The organism is Vibrio phycocola (assembly GCF_053850235.1).
Map to the genome: position 1 here is coordinate 602,698 of NZ_JBSQDJ010000001.1, position 14,143 is coordinate 616,840.

Annotated in this window: 15 protein-coding genes; 2 read left to right on the forward strand and 13 right to left on the reverse strand. The window is 39.8% G+C overall.

Annotated features, from left to right (window positions below; translation table 11 throughout):
* Window positions 1-89: 89 nt before the first annotated feature.
* The 11 genes from ACWU4D_RS02775 to ACWU4D_RS02825 form a co-directional block, all read right to left on the reverse strand.
* A complete protein-coding gene (locus ACWU4D_RS02775) occupies window positions 90-2,042 on the reverse strand; it encodes a TonB-dependent receptor domain-containing protein (RefSeq protein ID WP_456049848.1) in 1,953 nt (650 codons plus the stop codon).
* A gap of 110 nt (window positions 2,043-2,152) precedes the next feature.
* A complete protein-coding gene (locus tag ACWU4D_RS02780; protein ID WP_456049849.1) occupies window positions 2,153-3,499 on the reverse strand; it encodes a histidine kinase sensor domain-containing protein in 1,347 nt (448 codons plus the stop codon).
* On the reverse strand, window positions 3,496-4,191 hold the full coding sequence (locus ACWU4D_RS02785) for a response regulator transcription factor (RefSeq protein ID WP_456049850.1): 696 nt from the start codon (window positions 4,189-4,191) through the stop codon (window positions 3,496-3,498). Before ACWU4D_RS02785 ends, ACWU4D_RS02780 begins: the two co-directional genes overlap by 4 nt.
* A 112-nt stretch (window positions 4,192-4,303) precedes the next feature.
* Window positions 4,304-5,059 carry an iron chelate ABC transporter ATP-binding protein VctC gene (gene vctC / locus ACWU4D_RS02790; RefSeq protein ID WP_456049851.1) on the reverse strand — a complete coding sequence of 252 codons (756 nt, stop codon included), beginning with the start codon at window positions 5,057-5,059 and terminating at the stop codon, window positions 4,304-4,306.
* 5 nt (window positions 5,060-5,064) lie between these two features.
* Window positions 5,065-6,015: an iron chelate uptake ABC transporter family permease subunit gene (locus tag ACWU4D_RS02795; protein ID WP_456049852.1), complete on the reverse strand. Its 951-nt coding sequence runs from the start codon at window positions 6,013-6,015 to the stop codon at window positions 5,065-5,067.
* Window positions 6,005-6,943, reverse strand: a complete 939-nt coding sequence (vctD, locus tag ACWU4D_RS02800; RefSeq protein ID WP_456049853.1) for an iron chelate uptake ABC transporter permease subunit VctD — start codon at window positions 6,941-6,943, stop codon at window positions 6,005-6,007. The genes ACWU4D_RS02795 and vctD overlap by 11 nt, the downstream gene beginning before the upstream one ends.
* Window positions 6,944-6,972: 29 nt before the next feature.
* On the reverse strand, window positions 6,973-7,884 hold the full coding sequence (locus ACWU4D_RS02805) for a siderophore ABC transporter substrate-binding protein (protein WP_456049854.1): 912 nt from the start codon (window positions 7,882-7,884) through the stop codon (window positions 6,973-6,975).
* 248 nt (window positions 7,885-8,132) lie between these two features.
* A complete protein-coding gene (locus ACWU4D_RS02810; protein ID WP_456049855.1) occupies window positions 8,133-8,633 on the reverse strand; it encodes an N-acetyltransferase family protein in 501 nt (166 codons plus the stop codon).
* A gap of 34 nt (window positions 8,634-8,667) precedes the next feature.
* Window positions 8,668-9,495 carry an aminoglycoside phosphotransferase family protein gene (locus ACWU4D_RS02815; protein ID WP_456049856.1) on the reverse strand — a complete coding sequence of 276 codons (828 nt, stop codon included), beginning with the start codon at window positions 9,493-9,495 and terminating at the stop codon, window positions 8,668-8,670.
* Window positions 9,446-9,613 carry a GFA family protein gene (locus tag ACWU4D_RS02820; protein ID WP_456049857.1) on the reverse strand — a complete coding sequence of 56 codons (168 nt, stop codon included), beginning with the start codon at window positions 9,611-9,613 and terminating at the stop codon, window positions 9,446-9,448. The genes ACWU4D_RS02815 and ACWU4D_RS02820 overlap by 50 nt, the downstream gene beginning before the upstream one ends.
* Window positions 9,614-9,644: 31 nt before the next feature.
* The gene (locus tag ACWU4D_RS02825; protein ID WP_456049858.1) at window positions 9,645-10,364 is read right to left on the reverse strand and encodes an HAD family hydrolase; all 720 of its coding nucleotides are present in this window, start codon (window positions 10,362-10,364) and stop codon (window positions 9,645-9,647) included.
* A gap of 184 nt (window positions 10,365-10,548) precedes the next feature.
* On the opposite strand from ACWU4D_RS02825, the gene ACWU4D_RS02830 reads away from it, so the two are divergent.
* Both ACWU4D_RS02830 and ACWU4D_RS02835 read left to right on the forward strand, forming a co-directional pair.
* Complete coding sequence (locus ACWU4D_RS02830) at window positions 10,549-11,745, forward strand: tetratricopeptide repeat protein (RefSeq protein ID WP_456049859.1); 1,197 nt, start codon at window positions 10,549-10,551, stop codon at window positions 11,743-11,745.
* 138 nt (window positions 11,746-11,883) lie between these two features.
* The gene (locus ACWU4D_RS02835; protein ID WP_456049860.1) at window positions 11,884-12,696 is read left to right on the forward strand and encodes a Cof-type HAD-IIB family hydrolase; all 813 of its coding nucleotides are present in this window, start codon (window positions 11,884-11,886) and stop codon (window positions 12,694-12,696) included.
* A 75-nt stretch (window positions 12,697-12,771) separates the two neighbouring features.
* Here ACWU4D_RS02835 and ACWU4D_RS02840 read toward each other — a convergent pair whose 3' ends face one another.
* Together ACWU4D_RS02840 and ACWU4D_RS02845 are read right to left on the reverse strand one after the other, a co-directional pair.
* A complete protein-coding gene (locus ACWU4D_RS02840) occupies window positions 12,772-13,248 on the reverse strand; it encodes an N-acetyltransferase family protein (protein WP_456049861.1) in 477 nt (158 codons plus the stop codon).
* Window positions 13,249-13,388: 140 nt separating this feature from the next.
* The gene (locus tag ACWU4D_RS02845; protein ID WP_456049862.1) at window positions 13,389-13,958 is read right to left on the reverse strand and encodes a histidine phosphatase family protein; all 570 of its coding nucleotides are present in this window, start codon (window positions 13,956-13,958) and stop codon (window positions 13,389-13,391) included.
* Window positions 13,959-14,143: the final 185 nt, after the last annotated feature.

The window sequence follows — 14,143 nt, forward strand, 5'->3', positions numbered from 1 at the left end:
ATCTCAGATGTTTTTAAAAAAGTTTATGTAACTGAAAGCCAGCCTTTCATGTTCTAATGACAGCAATAGGTTACATTGTCACTCAACATCTACAGTGCCCACGCTACGTTGAGACGGAAGTCTCGGCCTGGTTCTGATGGGCCATAAATGTACTCGTAGCCAGGGTAATAGCCGTACGTTGCTTGGTCACGGTATTGTTTATCGAATACGTTTTTAACTGTGAATGTTACCGTAAGAGAATCGTCTGCTAGTGGTAACCATTGACCATAGATATCGTTAACACCATAGCCCGCTTTCTCATATTCCCCTTCAGCCACATCAGTAAGTCGCGTCACAAAGTTACCTGTCCAACCAAATTCTACACTGTCTGAAGCTTGATAACTTACCTTGGCTACAATATTGTCACCAGTAGAAGTTCCTAACGTATACGTGCTATCAGATAAAGGTGAACCATTTAACTCAGCTTTATTGTGGTTGTAACTTAAACTTGTGTTAAACGCTTGCCAGTTATAGCGTGCCGCAAGGCTGAAACCATCGGTTGTCAGTTCGCCAACATTACCTAGCTCAGTACTCGAACCGCCCGCTAAATCCATGGTGCTTACTACGTCATCTATGGTGGCGCGATATACGGTTGCAGAAAGTGCAACGTCATTTAAGTGATAGTCGACCGCGAACTCTATGTTACGTGCTGTTTCTTCTTTTCTGTCTTCAGCATTTTGGTAGTAATCCAGTACATACGTTTCTTTGGTTTGAATACCACGCATCACTTGTGAATAACCCAACGTTAGATTTAAAGCCTCAGATGGCGTAAACACGACACTTGCATTTGGACTAAAGCCTTTGTGCTCGAACTCTTGATCAGCAGTATCTGTTAACTTATATATATCGTAACGTGTACCTAAGTTTAGTTGCCATTCTTGTGCAAGTTGTATGTTGCTCTGAATGTACAAACCTAAGACGTCACCTTTATCTTCATTCGTATCATAAGTCGGATCAGAATTATTGTTTAGGCTCGCAACGTCATTGCGGTAGTCGATGCCATAAGTGAAGACCTTGTTTTCGATAATACTGGTATTACGAATATCCAACCCAAAGGATTCAACACCACCTTGATAGTCGCCGAAAGAACCTTCTTGCATGAAGTTATTGTCGGTGTAGTAAGCACTGGTTTCTAGGTCTACCAACTGGTTAGAGGAAGGGTTAATCGCGTATTTAACGGTCGTTGTTTGGCGTAAGGCTTCCTGAGGGATGACTTCATTAATAATACTTGGGGCCCAGTTGCCGCGTTGTAGTCTATCACCGTCATCAACACGACGATCATGGCTTACACTGAATCGTTGATTGTCGTCGAACTCACCAACCAATTTAACAAAGCCTGATTGTTGATCGTATTCGCTGTTAGTATCGTCATTACCTTCGCCATCTTTGTAATCATCAGCAGCCGTTTGAATCACGGTAGCAAGCGCGCTCCAATTGTCGTTAACCTGACCATACAGGCTAACACTGGCTTTATAACCATTGCTATTCGAATAATAGCCACCTTTAACTAGAGCGCCGAATGTTTCATCGCCACGAAGCATATCCTGAGGATCTTTAGTCACAAACTGAATGGCACCGCCGAGCGCACCAGGACCACTTAATGCATTACCAGCACCAGCTTGAACGTTTGCTTCTTTTAGCAATTCTGGCTCAACTGAGATTCGACCTTGGTGGTGAAAAAGATAGCCCGATTGCGTTGCCCCATCGATAGACACATTTAGCATTGTGTCTTCTAGACCACGCACATAAATTTTCTCCGCTACACCTGTGCCACCAACAGCAACTTCTGGTTCATTATCAAACACGTCGCTAAGATCGTTAGCTTGCATTTTTGCCAATGCATCTTGGCTGATGGAGATATCAAGTGCAGACTGTTGCTGACCAGTTACAGTCAATGTTTCTACGTCAGCTTCTTGCTCCTGTGCAATCAAAATAGGGCTAAATAATGCCGATGCGACTGCGATTGAAATGATGCTAGGCTTGCACCAATTGTTAATTTCCATATCTTTTTTAACTCTCTATAATAATGATAACGATTCTCATTACCTATTTTCGCTGATCTGAGCGTGAAATAAAGGATTGTTACATATTTTACAAATGAGACGTATTATCATTATTTAAAGTAAGAATAAGGAAGTGATATGTTCATTTCTAATCCCGGACAACTATTTCTAGCCTTTAAACTGCCGGACATCGCTTCAACCTGTCGACGTGCTAATGCCAACCCTAAGCCAAACCCGTCCGAACGTTTATCACGTGATTTATCCACACGGAAAAATGGTTGAAAAATACTTTCTAACAACTCTTCAGGTACGCCCTTTCCTAGATCATTAATTTTAATGACTAAGTTCGAACTGTTATCTTCAACCGCTATTGTGATTGGTTTTTCAATTGGAGAGTATTTCAAAGCATTTCTGATCAGGTTTTCTAATGCTTGACCTAGTGCACGTTGATTACAATTAATCTTCTGATCATTTTTTGGAAATTGAGTGATAAATTGTGCATTTGGAAATTCAAACTTTGCATCTTCAAGAATGATTTCAATCAACTCAATTAAGTTAAACTCCTCGCCTTGTAAGCTCGGTTTTTCATTTTCTAGCCATGCTAAGGTTAAGGTGTCTTCAACTAATGTTCGCAGCTCTTTTGCTTCTTTTTCAAGCCTGGGGATAAGTTCGGTTTGGGCGATACCTTGCTTTGCACCTCCGATCGCTAGCTCCATCCGAGTAATCGGCGTCCTGAGCTCATGAGAGAGGTCTGCAATCAACTGACGCTGTTTAATAATGAGATCACTGGTGTTGTTTGCCATCTGGTCAAACACATCAGCTAACTCAGTAAGTTCATCATTTCGATGACCTAAACTAGGTCGAACCCGAGCCTTCAAATCCCCTTCACTGAATTTTTTTGTCGCGACTTTTAGTCGTTGTAACGGTGACATTAGATAGCGATAGATAAGGAGCGTTAAGAGCAATAACGGTAATAATGGAACCGCTAACTTGAGCAACAGATCGGTATGCTTCCAATACGCTCCCGGGCGCATTCTTTCAGGCAGGCGAATTAAAAAATGGGTGTTTTTATCTACAAACGGAAGATCCATCACTGGGTTTAAATCAAAGTAAAGGTGTACCTTCCAAGTAACTCCCCGGCCTAACACAAATGAGCTCATGTATTTTGGATCCATCTCTGTCCCCAAAATGGGATCAAGACTCGACTGCACTATCGCTACCCATGTCGACTCTTTTTCTTGAAGGTCAATTAACCATTGTTCCAACTTACGTGTGTCACCACTTAAGTACAACTTCTCTGCCTCTAAGCCGTAATTGAGTAGCTCTTGTTGGTGCTCTTGTTTAATGAAACTCATGTTTAATTCGGTTTCATCAATCAAATAGTTCATTAGTGAAATCAGAGCAATGGTCACTAGAATAATCGAGCTTGATAGTAACCAGAAAAATGTTGTTTTCATGAAAAGCAGTAACCTTTGCCGTGAACCGTTTTCAAACGATCAGAAAACATACCACTCGCAACAAGTTTGCGACGGATTCGGCTTAAATGCATATCTAAGCTGCGGTCGTAAGCACTAAACTCTCGTTCGAGCACCGCCTGATATAAATAAGGTTTACTTAGTACCTCGCCTTGGTTTTCTAATAATGTCCAAAGTAAATTAAATTCAATCGTGGTAAACGTTAGTTCGTATCCATCATAAATAACACTTAAGTTACTTCGATCTAGCGTGAACAGGTCGATTTGAAGCTGGGAAGCCTTGATTGGTTTATTTTGGCTTTGCATTGTTCTTCTCAACAATGCATTGATACGGAGCATAAGTTCAACAATATTAAATGGCTTGGGTAAATAATCGTCGGCTCCTTTACTAAACCCTTGAATACGCTCTTCTTCCGCTCCACACGCTGTTATCATCATCACTGGAGTAGAACGACTATTACGTAAGCGTTTCAATACAGAAAAGCCATCTAATTTTGGCAACAATACATCGAGCAAAATAAGGTCGAACTTGGTACTCAATGCCAACTCTAGTCCTGACTCACCATCAAAACACTGCTCAACCGAAAATCCCTTTTCAGTAAGAATTTCTGAGATTTGTTTATTTAAAGATAGATCATCTTCCACAATCAAAATACTGGGAATAATTTGCGGCATCGTAGACTCCATATTGCTAACGATAATCATTATTATTATCGTTAGCAGAGTTTACGAGGTTTAAAGTAGAATAACAAATGGAATAGACGTACTTAGTTGGCCAACTATTGAATCAATAATATGTACACATGCGTTTGCCTTCGACATTAACGATATTAAAGGGCGTTTCGTAGATTCCTTCTAACACATTACTCTGAATAACGTCATCCACACTTCCATTTGCGACGACCTTACCACGCTTCATTGCAATGATGGTATCTGAATAGCAAGCGGCAAAATTAATGTCATGGATGACAACAACCATCGCTTTGTTCTTCTCATGTGCAAGTTTCTGAACCGTTCGCATGATCTGCAGTGAGTGTTTAATATCGAGATTGTTCAACGGCTCATCGAGAAATATATAATCCGTATTTTGGGCAATCACCATTGCGATGTAAGCCAACTGGCGCTGACCACCACTCAATTGGTCTAGATACTTATTTTGAATTGAGGTTAAGTTGAGGTAGTGAATGGCGTCATCGATAATTCGATTGTCTTCTTCAGTTAAGTTGCCTTGAGAATAGGGAAAGCGACCAAAGGACACCATTTCATTGACAGTAAAACGCATATTGACCGTATTCGATTGCCGTAAAACAGCGAGTTTCTTAGCGAGTTCTTTACTGTCCCATTCTGATATTTCTCGTGAATCCACATATACCAAACCACTGTCTTTTTTTAAAAGCCGGCTCGCCATGGACAATAATGTACTCTTACCTGCTCCATTTGGACCTATTATTGATGTCACTTTGCCACGTTCAAACTCGACACTTGCGTTATCCACAACGGTGTTATCTGAAAACATTTTAGAGAGTTTTTCTAATTTGATCATCGATGTTAAACCATTTTATTTCTAAGCAATATTGTTAGGAAATAAATCCCACCAATAAGATTGATCACGACACTTAAGGTGGTCGAAAAGTTAAATATGTTTTCGATCACCCATTGACCGCTAAGTAATGAGGTGACTGCTAGCAATGCGCATCCGACAAGAAGTATCCGGTGTTGATACGTGTTAAAAATCTCGCGTGTTAAGTTAGTCACTAAAATACCAAAGAACAAAATCGGACCGACCAAAGCGGTTGAGATAGCAATCATGACAGATGATAAAGCGAGCACTTGAATTGTAACTTTCTTCACATCAACCCCTAAGCTAATTGCGTTATCTCTGTCTAGCCAAAAAACATCGAGTTGAGTATGTAGACGATATAGCCCCCAACTCGTTACGGCTAAGACTGGAGCACAAACGTACACAAGACCAACGTTAACGTTATTAAAACTAGCGAACATATTGGATTGAACAGAGGCGAAATTATTAGGGTCCATCAGCATGATAAAGAAGTCAGCTATGTTCGAGAATAACTGACCAAAAATGACACCTAAAAGTAGCAATGCAATCAAGTTTAGCCTTGAACCTCGGAAGTAAAATGAGAACAACATTAACGAAAATCCAATCATAATACTGACCGAGATCGCGAAGTTGATATAGTCATTCATAACCAAGGCACTCATTGCGCCAAATACCACGACAACGACAACTTGAATCAGCAAATAAAGCGCATCAAACCCCATAATACTTGGCGTTAATATACGGTTGTTGGTAATGGTTTGAAATGCGAGAGATGATTGTGCAATCGCTCCACCCGCTAAAATGATTGCGAGTACTTTTGGTATTCTCCTCGATAAAAAATATTCATAATTATCAGCAGTTAAACCAACACAAATAAATAACGAAACAAAGATGATACTCACGAAAAGCAAAATCTTTAAAACAGAACTAGTTTTCATCTCGTTGACCTCGCAAGATCAACGTAATAAAGATAAACCCACCGATAATGCTAATGATGATTGAAATCGGTACTTCGTACGGGAAAATAATCAAACGACTGGCCATATCACAGAATAGAACCACGAGGGCACCAAGTAGCGCGGTTAGCGGAATATTACGCCTTAAGTTATCACCAAAATAATGACTAACTAAATTTGGAACGATCAGGCCGAGAAACGGAAGTTGTCCCACTATCATCACGACCGACGCTGACATTACAGAAACCAATAACACGCCCAAAATCAGAACCTGTTGATAGTTCAGTCCTAAATTGACTGCAAAATCCTTCCCCATACCCACAGCGGAAATGCGTGTCGCATAAAGGTAGCCGCAGATACCGATTGGAATAGCGATATACAGTAATTCAAACTCTCCTTGGAGAATATCGGCAAAATTTGCGACGCCCCATCCCGATAGATTTTGGACAACATCATATTTATAGGCGATAAACGTGGCCAGTGACTGGACCACGTTACCAAATATGATGCCGATTAAGGGGACAAAAATGGCATTTTTAAATTGAATTCGCTGGATAAACTGAATAAAAATAAAAGTTCCGAGCATCGCTGTAGAGAATATGACGATGACGTTATCACCATTGCCAAATACGATTAAACTCAACACATAACCGAGCATAGCCGACTCTATTGTTCCCGATGTCGAAGGTGCAGCAAATCTATTTTGACTGATCTGCTGCATAATAAGACCAGCAATGCTAAGACCGCCCCCAGCAAGTAAAATTGCCAGTAGCCTAGGGATTCGGCTATATACAAGTAGCTCCCATGCATGTTCGTTTTGATTGATGAGCGAGAGAAAACTTAAATTTCCCACGCCAATAAATAGCGATAGGAAACTCAAGATCACAAGACCAATAACTAACAACTTCAAAAATACTTTCTCCGACTGGCGTCAAATACTTACTCTAAGCCAATCGAAGCTTTTATATCGCTAATCATGATTTCTGTCGCAGTGACTCCAGCAATAGCCAAATACCAAGCGTTCAAATTAAGAAAGGTCATGTGCCCATTTTTATAAGCTTTAGTGGCTTTTATGAGATCATTTTCAAAATCTTCGTGAGTAGTGCTCTTTCCTTTATTCACTAACACATCTCGGTCAACCACCAATAAGGTAGACGGGTTCGCCGTGTTAATGAACTCATACGAAATAAGATCACCGTGCGTCGCGGTTTTATCAATAGATACAGTAGGTTTAAAACCAAAATCTTGGTAAATGGTACCAAACCGTGATTGAGCGCCAAATGCGGTAATATTGCCACCTGAACTCATAACAGTTAATGCATCCATGGCGTGGGTTTGGTTGTAGGCTGATATTTCCTTAAACTCCTTGTCTAACGCCTCTATTTCTTGCTCTACCTTCTGTTTCACATTGAACGCCTTGCCAATTGTTCTCCACTGTTTTTTCGTGCTCGTCCAATAACTTTGGTTTTCCTCTGTGCCAAACACAATAGTAGGCGCAATTTTACTGAGCTCATCATAATGGGGCGTACTGCGTAACCCTATAATAATCACATCTGGTTTTTGTGAATAAATCGTTTCAAAATCAGGTTCAAATAGGCTACCGGTTGACACATATTTATCATCTTTATATTTGTTGAGATAATCAGGGAAAGTCACTTCCTTTGTCACTGCAACAGGTTCGATCCCAAATCTATCGAGAGTATCCAAAACTCCAACACCAATGACGACGACACGCTTAGGCTCGCTATCTAATGTGACACTACCCAATTGATGCGTCACCGTTATTGGCTCAGCAAATGAAAGAAAAGAGGTCATCATACCAATAATAAAGAGGCTAGTTTTGGTGCGCATTGGGTTACTCCACTGATGTTAATAGTAATGATTATTATTTAGTTTCGTAACTATACATCATATGGTTCAAATACATCAATCAACTATTGCGACGATGAGAGCAAAAGTACTTTATCCGTTTAATCTAAGAAGTTATTGATTTATATATCAAGAATGGATGAGTGACTCATGATACTAAAGCGTTTAGTTCATATCACAAGTCATGTTGTTTGGGAAAATTGAAAGGTTATGAGTTCATTAGTGTAGTCTTAAAGCCACTTTTCAATCATCACTTCATCGATATACTCACCTTTAATCTTGGCATGTTTTTTTGCGACGCCAACAATTTCAAATCCTTGCTTCAAATAGACATTTAATGCTCTTTCATTGTCGCCACGAACATAGGCAAATAATTTTTCGTAACCTTTTAGCTTTGCTTGTTTAAAGGTTTCAATAAATAAGAGCTTGGCGAGCCCTTTTCCACGGTATTGACTGTCGACAAAAGTGCCAATAATGCCCACATGACCGAAGGCTCTGGTGTACGCAGCAAAAGGCTCGACATTCTGAAAGCCTGCCACGTTTAAATTGTCTTCGACGATCGCAACGCTGAATATCCCCTGCATTGGAAACTGACGAATGAATTCCTTCTCTTCTTCTGGCGTGTAAGTTGTGTCTAGTACAGTGTATCGACCTTCTTCAATAATAGGATTAAGTAATGTTGAAATACTTTCAGCATCGTTTTCAGTTACCTGTCTTACATAAAATTCCACGGTGAATATACCTACTGAGTTAGATTGTGCTAGTTTACTTGGAGTCAGATGCACTTGGGCTTAAAGTGGCGTGACTGGAGATACTTGGAGCGGTCACGCGATCCGTAATAATGTGTCTATGTCGTTCTATATATTCCATGTCGGCGTGATACGATAAATGATGGCCATCTTTAAGATTAGCGATAAACGTCTCATTTCCGTTGTTAGCTTCAGTTTGCATAAAGTTAGTAAGTGTTTCTATTCGGGTGACCATCGTATCCACAAGTTGCACGCGTGCGACGCCCGATAAACCGTATGCATCGCAAAACTGTTTCGCACGATTGGACTGTTGAACAATATCTCCAAGTCTATCGTCGGGATTGGTTTTAAATGGGGCCCAGGAATATATCGCATAAGCAATGTCCCAAATTCTCGGTGCGGGGTGTGCGGTATCAAAATCGAAGACCCCCACGACTCTTTTGTCCTTGATTGCCACATTGTAGGGAGCAAAATCACCATGGCAAATCACTTCTTGGGGCTCTCTTGCCGGTAGCATCCAATTAAAATGCTCATCACGCGTTGTTTCGACAAAACCCACAGTTACATCATGATACTGACGAAGTAACCTCGCAGCACTTTGTAACGCTTCATCAGAGGAAAACGCATCATTTAATGGATAGTTGCAAACTTCCCCAGTGACAAACGAGAGGATTTCATTTTTACGTTCATCGAAACCAAACGAAATAGGAGCCGCATTAAAATTATGAGACCTTAAATAATCAAGTAAAGCATGAACCGTCTGAGACCAACTTCCACTAGGGCGAATCACCATATCATCGGAAAAAAATACTTGCCCTACTCTGCCGCCAGTTAATTCTTCCATAGTGATCCTTTTTTATGCATATTGAACAATTGCAACGCAGCCCTTTAGTTAATTCATCACCATCAAACCTAAACGTTACCGCGCCACAGTGACAACTTCCCGTATACTTCATATTCATTCTCTCTCTATATAAATTAAGTTCAATATTTTTAAAACGTAGCGACTAGGTCAACGGCTTCTGATAAGTGTTGAATGCTATATGGATATTCAGAATGATCTGTGATGGTATGAAAACCAAGCAACAAAATTGCGTTCATCCCTGCTGACAACGCTCCTTGATAATCATTAACTGGATGATCACCGATGAAAACACATTCTTGAGGTCTAAAACCTTGCTTTGATATCGTTTGAATGAAAATATCGCGGTGCGGTTTCTTTAAACCAAACGCCTCGGAACTGACCATTTGTTGAACTAGAGGAGCAAATGAAGTCGCTGCTAAATGCCCTGCTCTTGATGCTTGCGCACCATTTGAAATGATTCCAATAAAATAACCTTTTTCATCAAGGTGCAGTAAAAGTTCTTTAGCACCAGGCATTTCTACAGCGCATTGTGGAAAGGTCAATTGCCAAAACTGAGTTAGTTCCTCGGCAGTAGGTTGTATGATCCAATTCAAGCTTGCTGCAAGTTCAATTCCGATAAGGTCTGATATCCTCGGCAACTTCGCCTCTTTATGCCAATCTTTGGGTAGTTCAGTTGGTAAATACCCGCCATTATCAGTCACCTTTATTAAAGACGATATCTGGGATACATCCGTTGTCTCAAGTTGGCAACCATAACGCTTAATAAACGCGAGCGAAAACTTCTCAATGCTTTTAGCGCGATGTACTAAAGTATTATCTAAATCAAAATAAACCGCTTTAATTGACATAACGCCAATACCTTCTGAACGCATTAATATTTAAAAAAGCCAGTATCTAAGCTAACACAATTATTTTAACGTTATTTACATTCAATTGATCTATTGTTGCATAAGAAATGTTGTATTGAATTACTATGAGTCGAACGGCATTAACTCAGCGCGTTAGAATTCAAAATGGATGGTAAGTAGATTTATGAAAAGAATGGTTTCCTTAATCACGTTCATGTGTGTGTTCTCGTCTATGCATTTATACGCATCCGTCGAGATAGGTTTGTATCGCACTTTGTATAAGAATCACGACTTTATACAATTAGAACAACTTCAAAACCAAGCAAATGAACAGTTCATCGAAGGTAAAATAGACTCGCACTTATTTAAAACTGCCTTTTATCAAACTTACTACAAACGAGATTTAAAGGAAGATTGGTTAAAGGAAACGATTTCATTATTAGAAGCTTCGGGATCAAACTCAGCGTATCGGCTGCTTAACTTAGGTATTTACTACGCCGATCTCGCTAGTCAAGCTCGTGGTAATAAATGGATAAGTTCAGTCAGTGCGAGTGATCTAAAACAAATGAATGACATGTACAACATTTCAAATCAATATTTGAACTTAGCCTTGGAAAAAGATCCCAGTTTACTTATCGCTTATCAAGAGTTAATCGGTATCGCTATGAACTACTCTGGAGAAGAGAGTAAACAATTTATCGAGGCTACGTTTCAGCAAGCACTAAAGTACAAAAAAGATAATCTCACTCTAGCAGGGCGTGTACTCCGATCACGTACGCCAAGATGGGGTGGAAGTTATGAAATAATGGAGAAAACCATCGATAATTTGAGACCCAACTTTAGGCTCAATATGACTGACTTTGCACATCTCGATGGTTATATAATCTATGACAAACTATATGTTCCATTAACCGAATATAGCTCTGAAGATGCATTACTTGCACTGGCGCCTTACAAAGATCACCCTTCATATTTAATTCAAAATTCCTTCGCCGGAATCTACCATTATAATGGTCAATGGGAACAATGTTACCATCATGCCAAGTTAGCTGCGAAAGAAGCTCGCTATGATCTAATACAAGCCACACTGGGAAAATGTGCGCTAGAACTAGGCAGATGGGATGAAGCTTTAGAGCCATTAGTGAATTACTTAAACGTTGCTGGGCCTAGTGCTTGGACGTTACACAGTTTAGCCGATGTTTATCGCAACCTTGGACATCCCGAAATAGCTTATCCTTTATTTAAAGAAGCGATATCGCTCGACTTTGAATATATGTTGTATTCGATGAAACCCCTTCTGCAGATCAAGTCTGAATTCCCAGATAAAACCGATATGAACCTCGAAGATGCGTATCATGAAATCGGTTATTCCGGAGACTGATCATTTCAAATATAGCTTCATTTAAGTGACACAATGCAGCTATATAATGCCCATTAAACGCTGGTAATTGATGAGCATTAGTACTAGCCTATGTGCTTGTTTTACTTTCAGTATAAATACTTCCATCACAGGTCAATTATGTACAAGATCATCGCGTTAGATTTAGACGGGACTTTGCTCAATAATCAACACAAAATTTCTCCTCGCAATAAAGAAGTTATCGCATTAGCTAAAGCTCAAGGTATTAAAATCGTATTAGCGTCCGGACGTCCTCGTATTGGTATGCAAGCATTTCTAGACGAACTTAACATTCGCGACGATGATGACTATGTCTGTCACTTCAATGGTGCAGTAGTTGAAAAAGTAGGTAATGGTGAAATCATAAGCGAGAAGATTATTGATGGCAAAGCGGCAAAGAAAGTGGCTCGCCTAGGTAAACAGCTAGGTGTGAATGTTCATGCTCACAGCCAAGTGTTGGGGCTAATTACACCGAAGATTAGTCGCTACACCGAACTCGAAGCTGAGCTTGTCGGATGTGACATTAACGTTGTAGATTTCGAAACGCTCGAAGACGATCATCTTATCACCAAAGTCATGCTGATCGATGAAAAAGACCAATTAGATGCCGCTATCAAACAAGTACCGCAAGAACTTTATGATGAATTTATGGTTGTTCAAAGTGCACCGTGGTTTTTAGAGTTTCTAAATCCTCAATGCAATAAAGGCGTTGGCATTGAAATGATTGCCAATCATCTTGGTGTAACTTCTGAAGAGGTAATATGTATGGGTGATGCGGGAAACGATCATCATATGCTTCAATTCGCCGGTCTTGGCGTAGCAATGGCCAACGGCACCGATGAAACCAAAGCATTGGCGGATTATGTGACTCTTTCAAATATAGAAGATGGTGTTGCACACGCCATTGAAAAGTTCGCTTTAACCAATATTTAATATCTCATACTCATTTACTAACCACGCTTTAACGGGCAGAGAAAGAAATACGGATTAGAGTTATCAACAATTGCTTTAGTCCAATATCTTCCTCAAACAGTGAATATGCGCTTGATAACCAAGTGAGCGGTACAATTTTATCGCGACTTGGTTAAAGTCCCACACTTCAACCATTACTTGTTTTACCCCGTAGTCTTCAAATTCTTGCGCGCAGCGTGTTAATAAATCAGAACCAATCCCATGATTTCGTGACTCTGGATACACGTAGAGTTCATCAATACTGCCCATCATTACAGGTTGACTAATTGAAGACTCAAATTCACCAAAGTGCCCGGTAGCAAAACCCACAACACCTTGCTCAAAAACGGAAACAAAGACAAAGGCATCGGGCGCATCTATATATTGTTTAATGTCTTTTTCCGCCATGACTTGATTTGCGGATTTGAAATGATCGGGCTCAGCTTGATGATGTTCGTTGTGTAGTTCAAACATCAGCTTATGGAGACTAGATAAATCATCTGCGGTTGCATGGCGTATCATATACGTATTCATACTTTAACTTATTGAGGGTGTTATTAAAGTGTATGTAGATATAGATAAAATGCCACTCAATCCCGTAAAGTTTATCGCTATTTGAATATCATAATTCAATCTACTGGTTAAAGCCTAGTAATGTAGCTTTTATAAAATACTTACCAAACGATCTGTTTGTGGCATTCTCTTATTGAAATAAGTGACAAGCCATCGAATTCTAACTCAATAAATAACGGCATTTTCTTAACAATAGACTGAAAATACTCAAAGTTATAGTCAGCATCGTAGTGATTCAGAATGGTGCACAATGCGGTACCGTGTGTTCCAATAACGATATTTTTATTCTGATTGCACTCCAAGATCTTATTTACTTGATTGATATTCCGTCGCTGCACTTCATTTAACGATTCGCCATTCTCAACCTTATAATCAAAATCATGCCATTGCTTTTGTGCGTATTCATCAAAATCGTCAACCCACGTCCCTATTTTTCGTTCTCTTAAATCGGAGCAAGTAATTATATGTTTACTACATTGGTCAGCTAAGTATTGAATAGTATTCATCGAGCGAATATATGGACTGCAGTAGAAGTGATCTATGTGAGTATCTATGAATAATTCTGGAATTTTTTTGGCAGCCGCTATTCCAGACTCTGTTAAAGGTCTTGTTAAATCATCTTTTACCGATGAGTCTGATTGCGCATGCCTTACAAAAATTAATTTTGTCATCGTCTGACCTTGTTTGTGTGACGTTTCCGGCACCCAAATGTATGTAACCGTATATTCAATAGTTTACTATAAACTGAATATGCGCGTTCTAGAAACAATTGTTCTCATTTAGGCTTGATAATACCCATAACCAAGGATTCAGCTATGGGTATTAAGAATAAGGAACAATTGAGATAGTTCGAGAT

Bases quoted from the DNA above. Each gene is read 5' to 3' on its own strand.
- ACWU4D_RS02775 (WP_456049848.1), bottom strand. From the start codon at position 2,042: ATGGAAATTAACAATTGGTGCAAGCCTAGCATCATTTCAATCGCAGTC.
- ACWU4D_RS02780 (WP_456049849.1), bottom strand. From the start codon at position 3,499: ATGAAAACAACATTTTTCTGGTTACTATCAAGCTCGATTATTCTAGTG.
- ACWU4D_RS02785 (WP_456049850.1), bottom strand. From the start codon at position 4,191: ATGCCGCAAATTATTCCCAGTATTTTGATTGTGGAAGATGATCTATCT.
- vctC (WP_456049851.1), bottom strand. From the start codon at position 5,059: ATGATCAAATTAGAAAAACTCTCTAAAATGTTTTCAGATAACACCGTT.
- ACWU4D_RS02795 (WP_456049852.1), bottom strand. From the start codon at position 6,015: ATGAAAACTAGTTCTGTTTTAAAGATTTTGCTTTTCGTGAGTATCATC.
- ACWU4D_RS02805 (WP_456049854.1), bottom strand. From the start codon at position 7,884: ATGCGCACCAAAACTAGCCTCTTTATTATTGGTATGATGACCTCTTTT.
- ACWU4D_RS02815 (WP_456049856.1), bottom strand. From the start codon at position 9,495: ATGGAAGAATTAACTGGCGGCAGAGTAGGGCAAGTATTTTTTTCCGAT.
- ACWU4D_RS02820 (WP_456049857.1), bottom strand. From the start codon at position 9,613: ATGAATATGAAGTATACGGGAAGTTGTCACTGTGGCGCGGTAACGTTT.
- ACWU4D_RS02825 (WP_456049858.1), bottom strand. From the start codon at position 10,364: ATGTCAATTAAAGCGGTTTATTTTGATTTAGATAATACTTTAGTACAT.
- ACWU4D_RS02830 (WP_456049859.1), top strand. From the start codon at position 10,549: ATGAAAAGAATGGTTTCCTTAATCACGTTCATGTGTGTGTTCTCGTCT.
- ACWU4D_RS02835 (WP_456049860.1), top strand. From the start codon at position 11,884: ATGTACAAGATCATCGCGTTAGATTTAGACGGGACTTTGCTCAATAAT.
- ACWU4D_RS02840 (WP_456049861.1), bottom strand. From the start codon at position 13,248: ATGAATACGTATATGATACGCCATGCAACCGCAGATGATTTATCTAGT.
- ACWU4D_RS02845 (WP_456049862.1), bottom strand. From the start codon at position 13,958: ATGACAAAATTAATTTTTGTAAGGCATGCGCAATCAGACTCATCGGTA.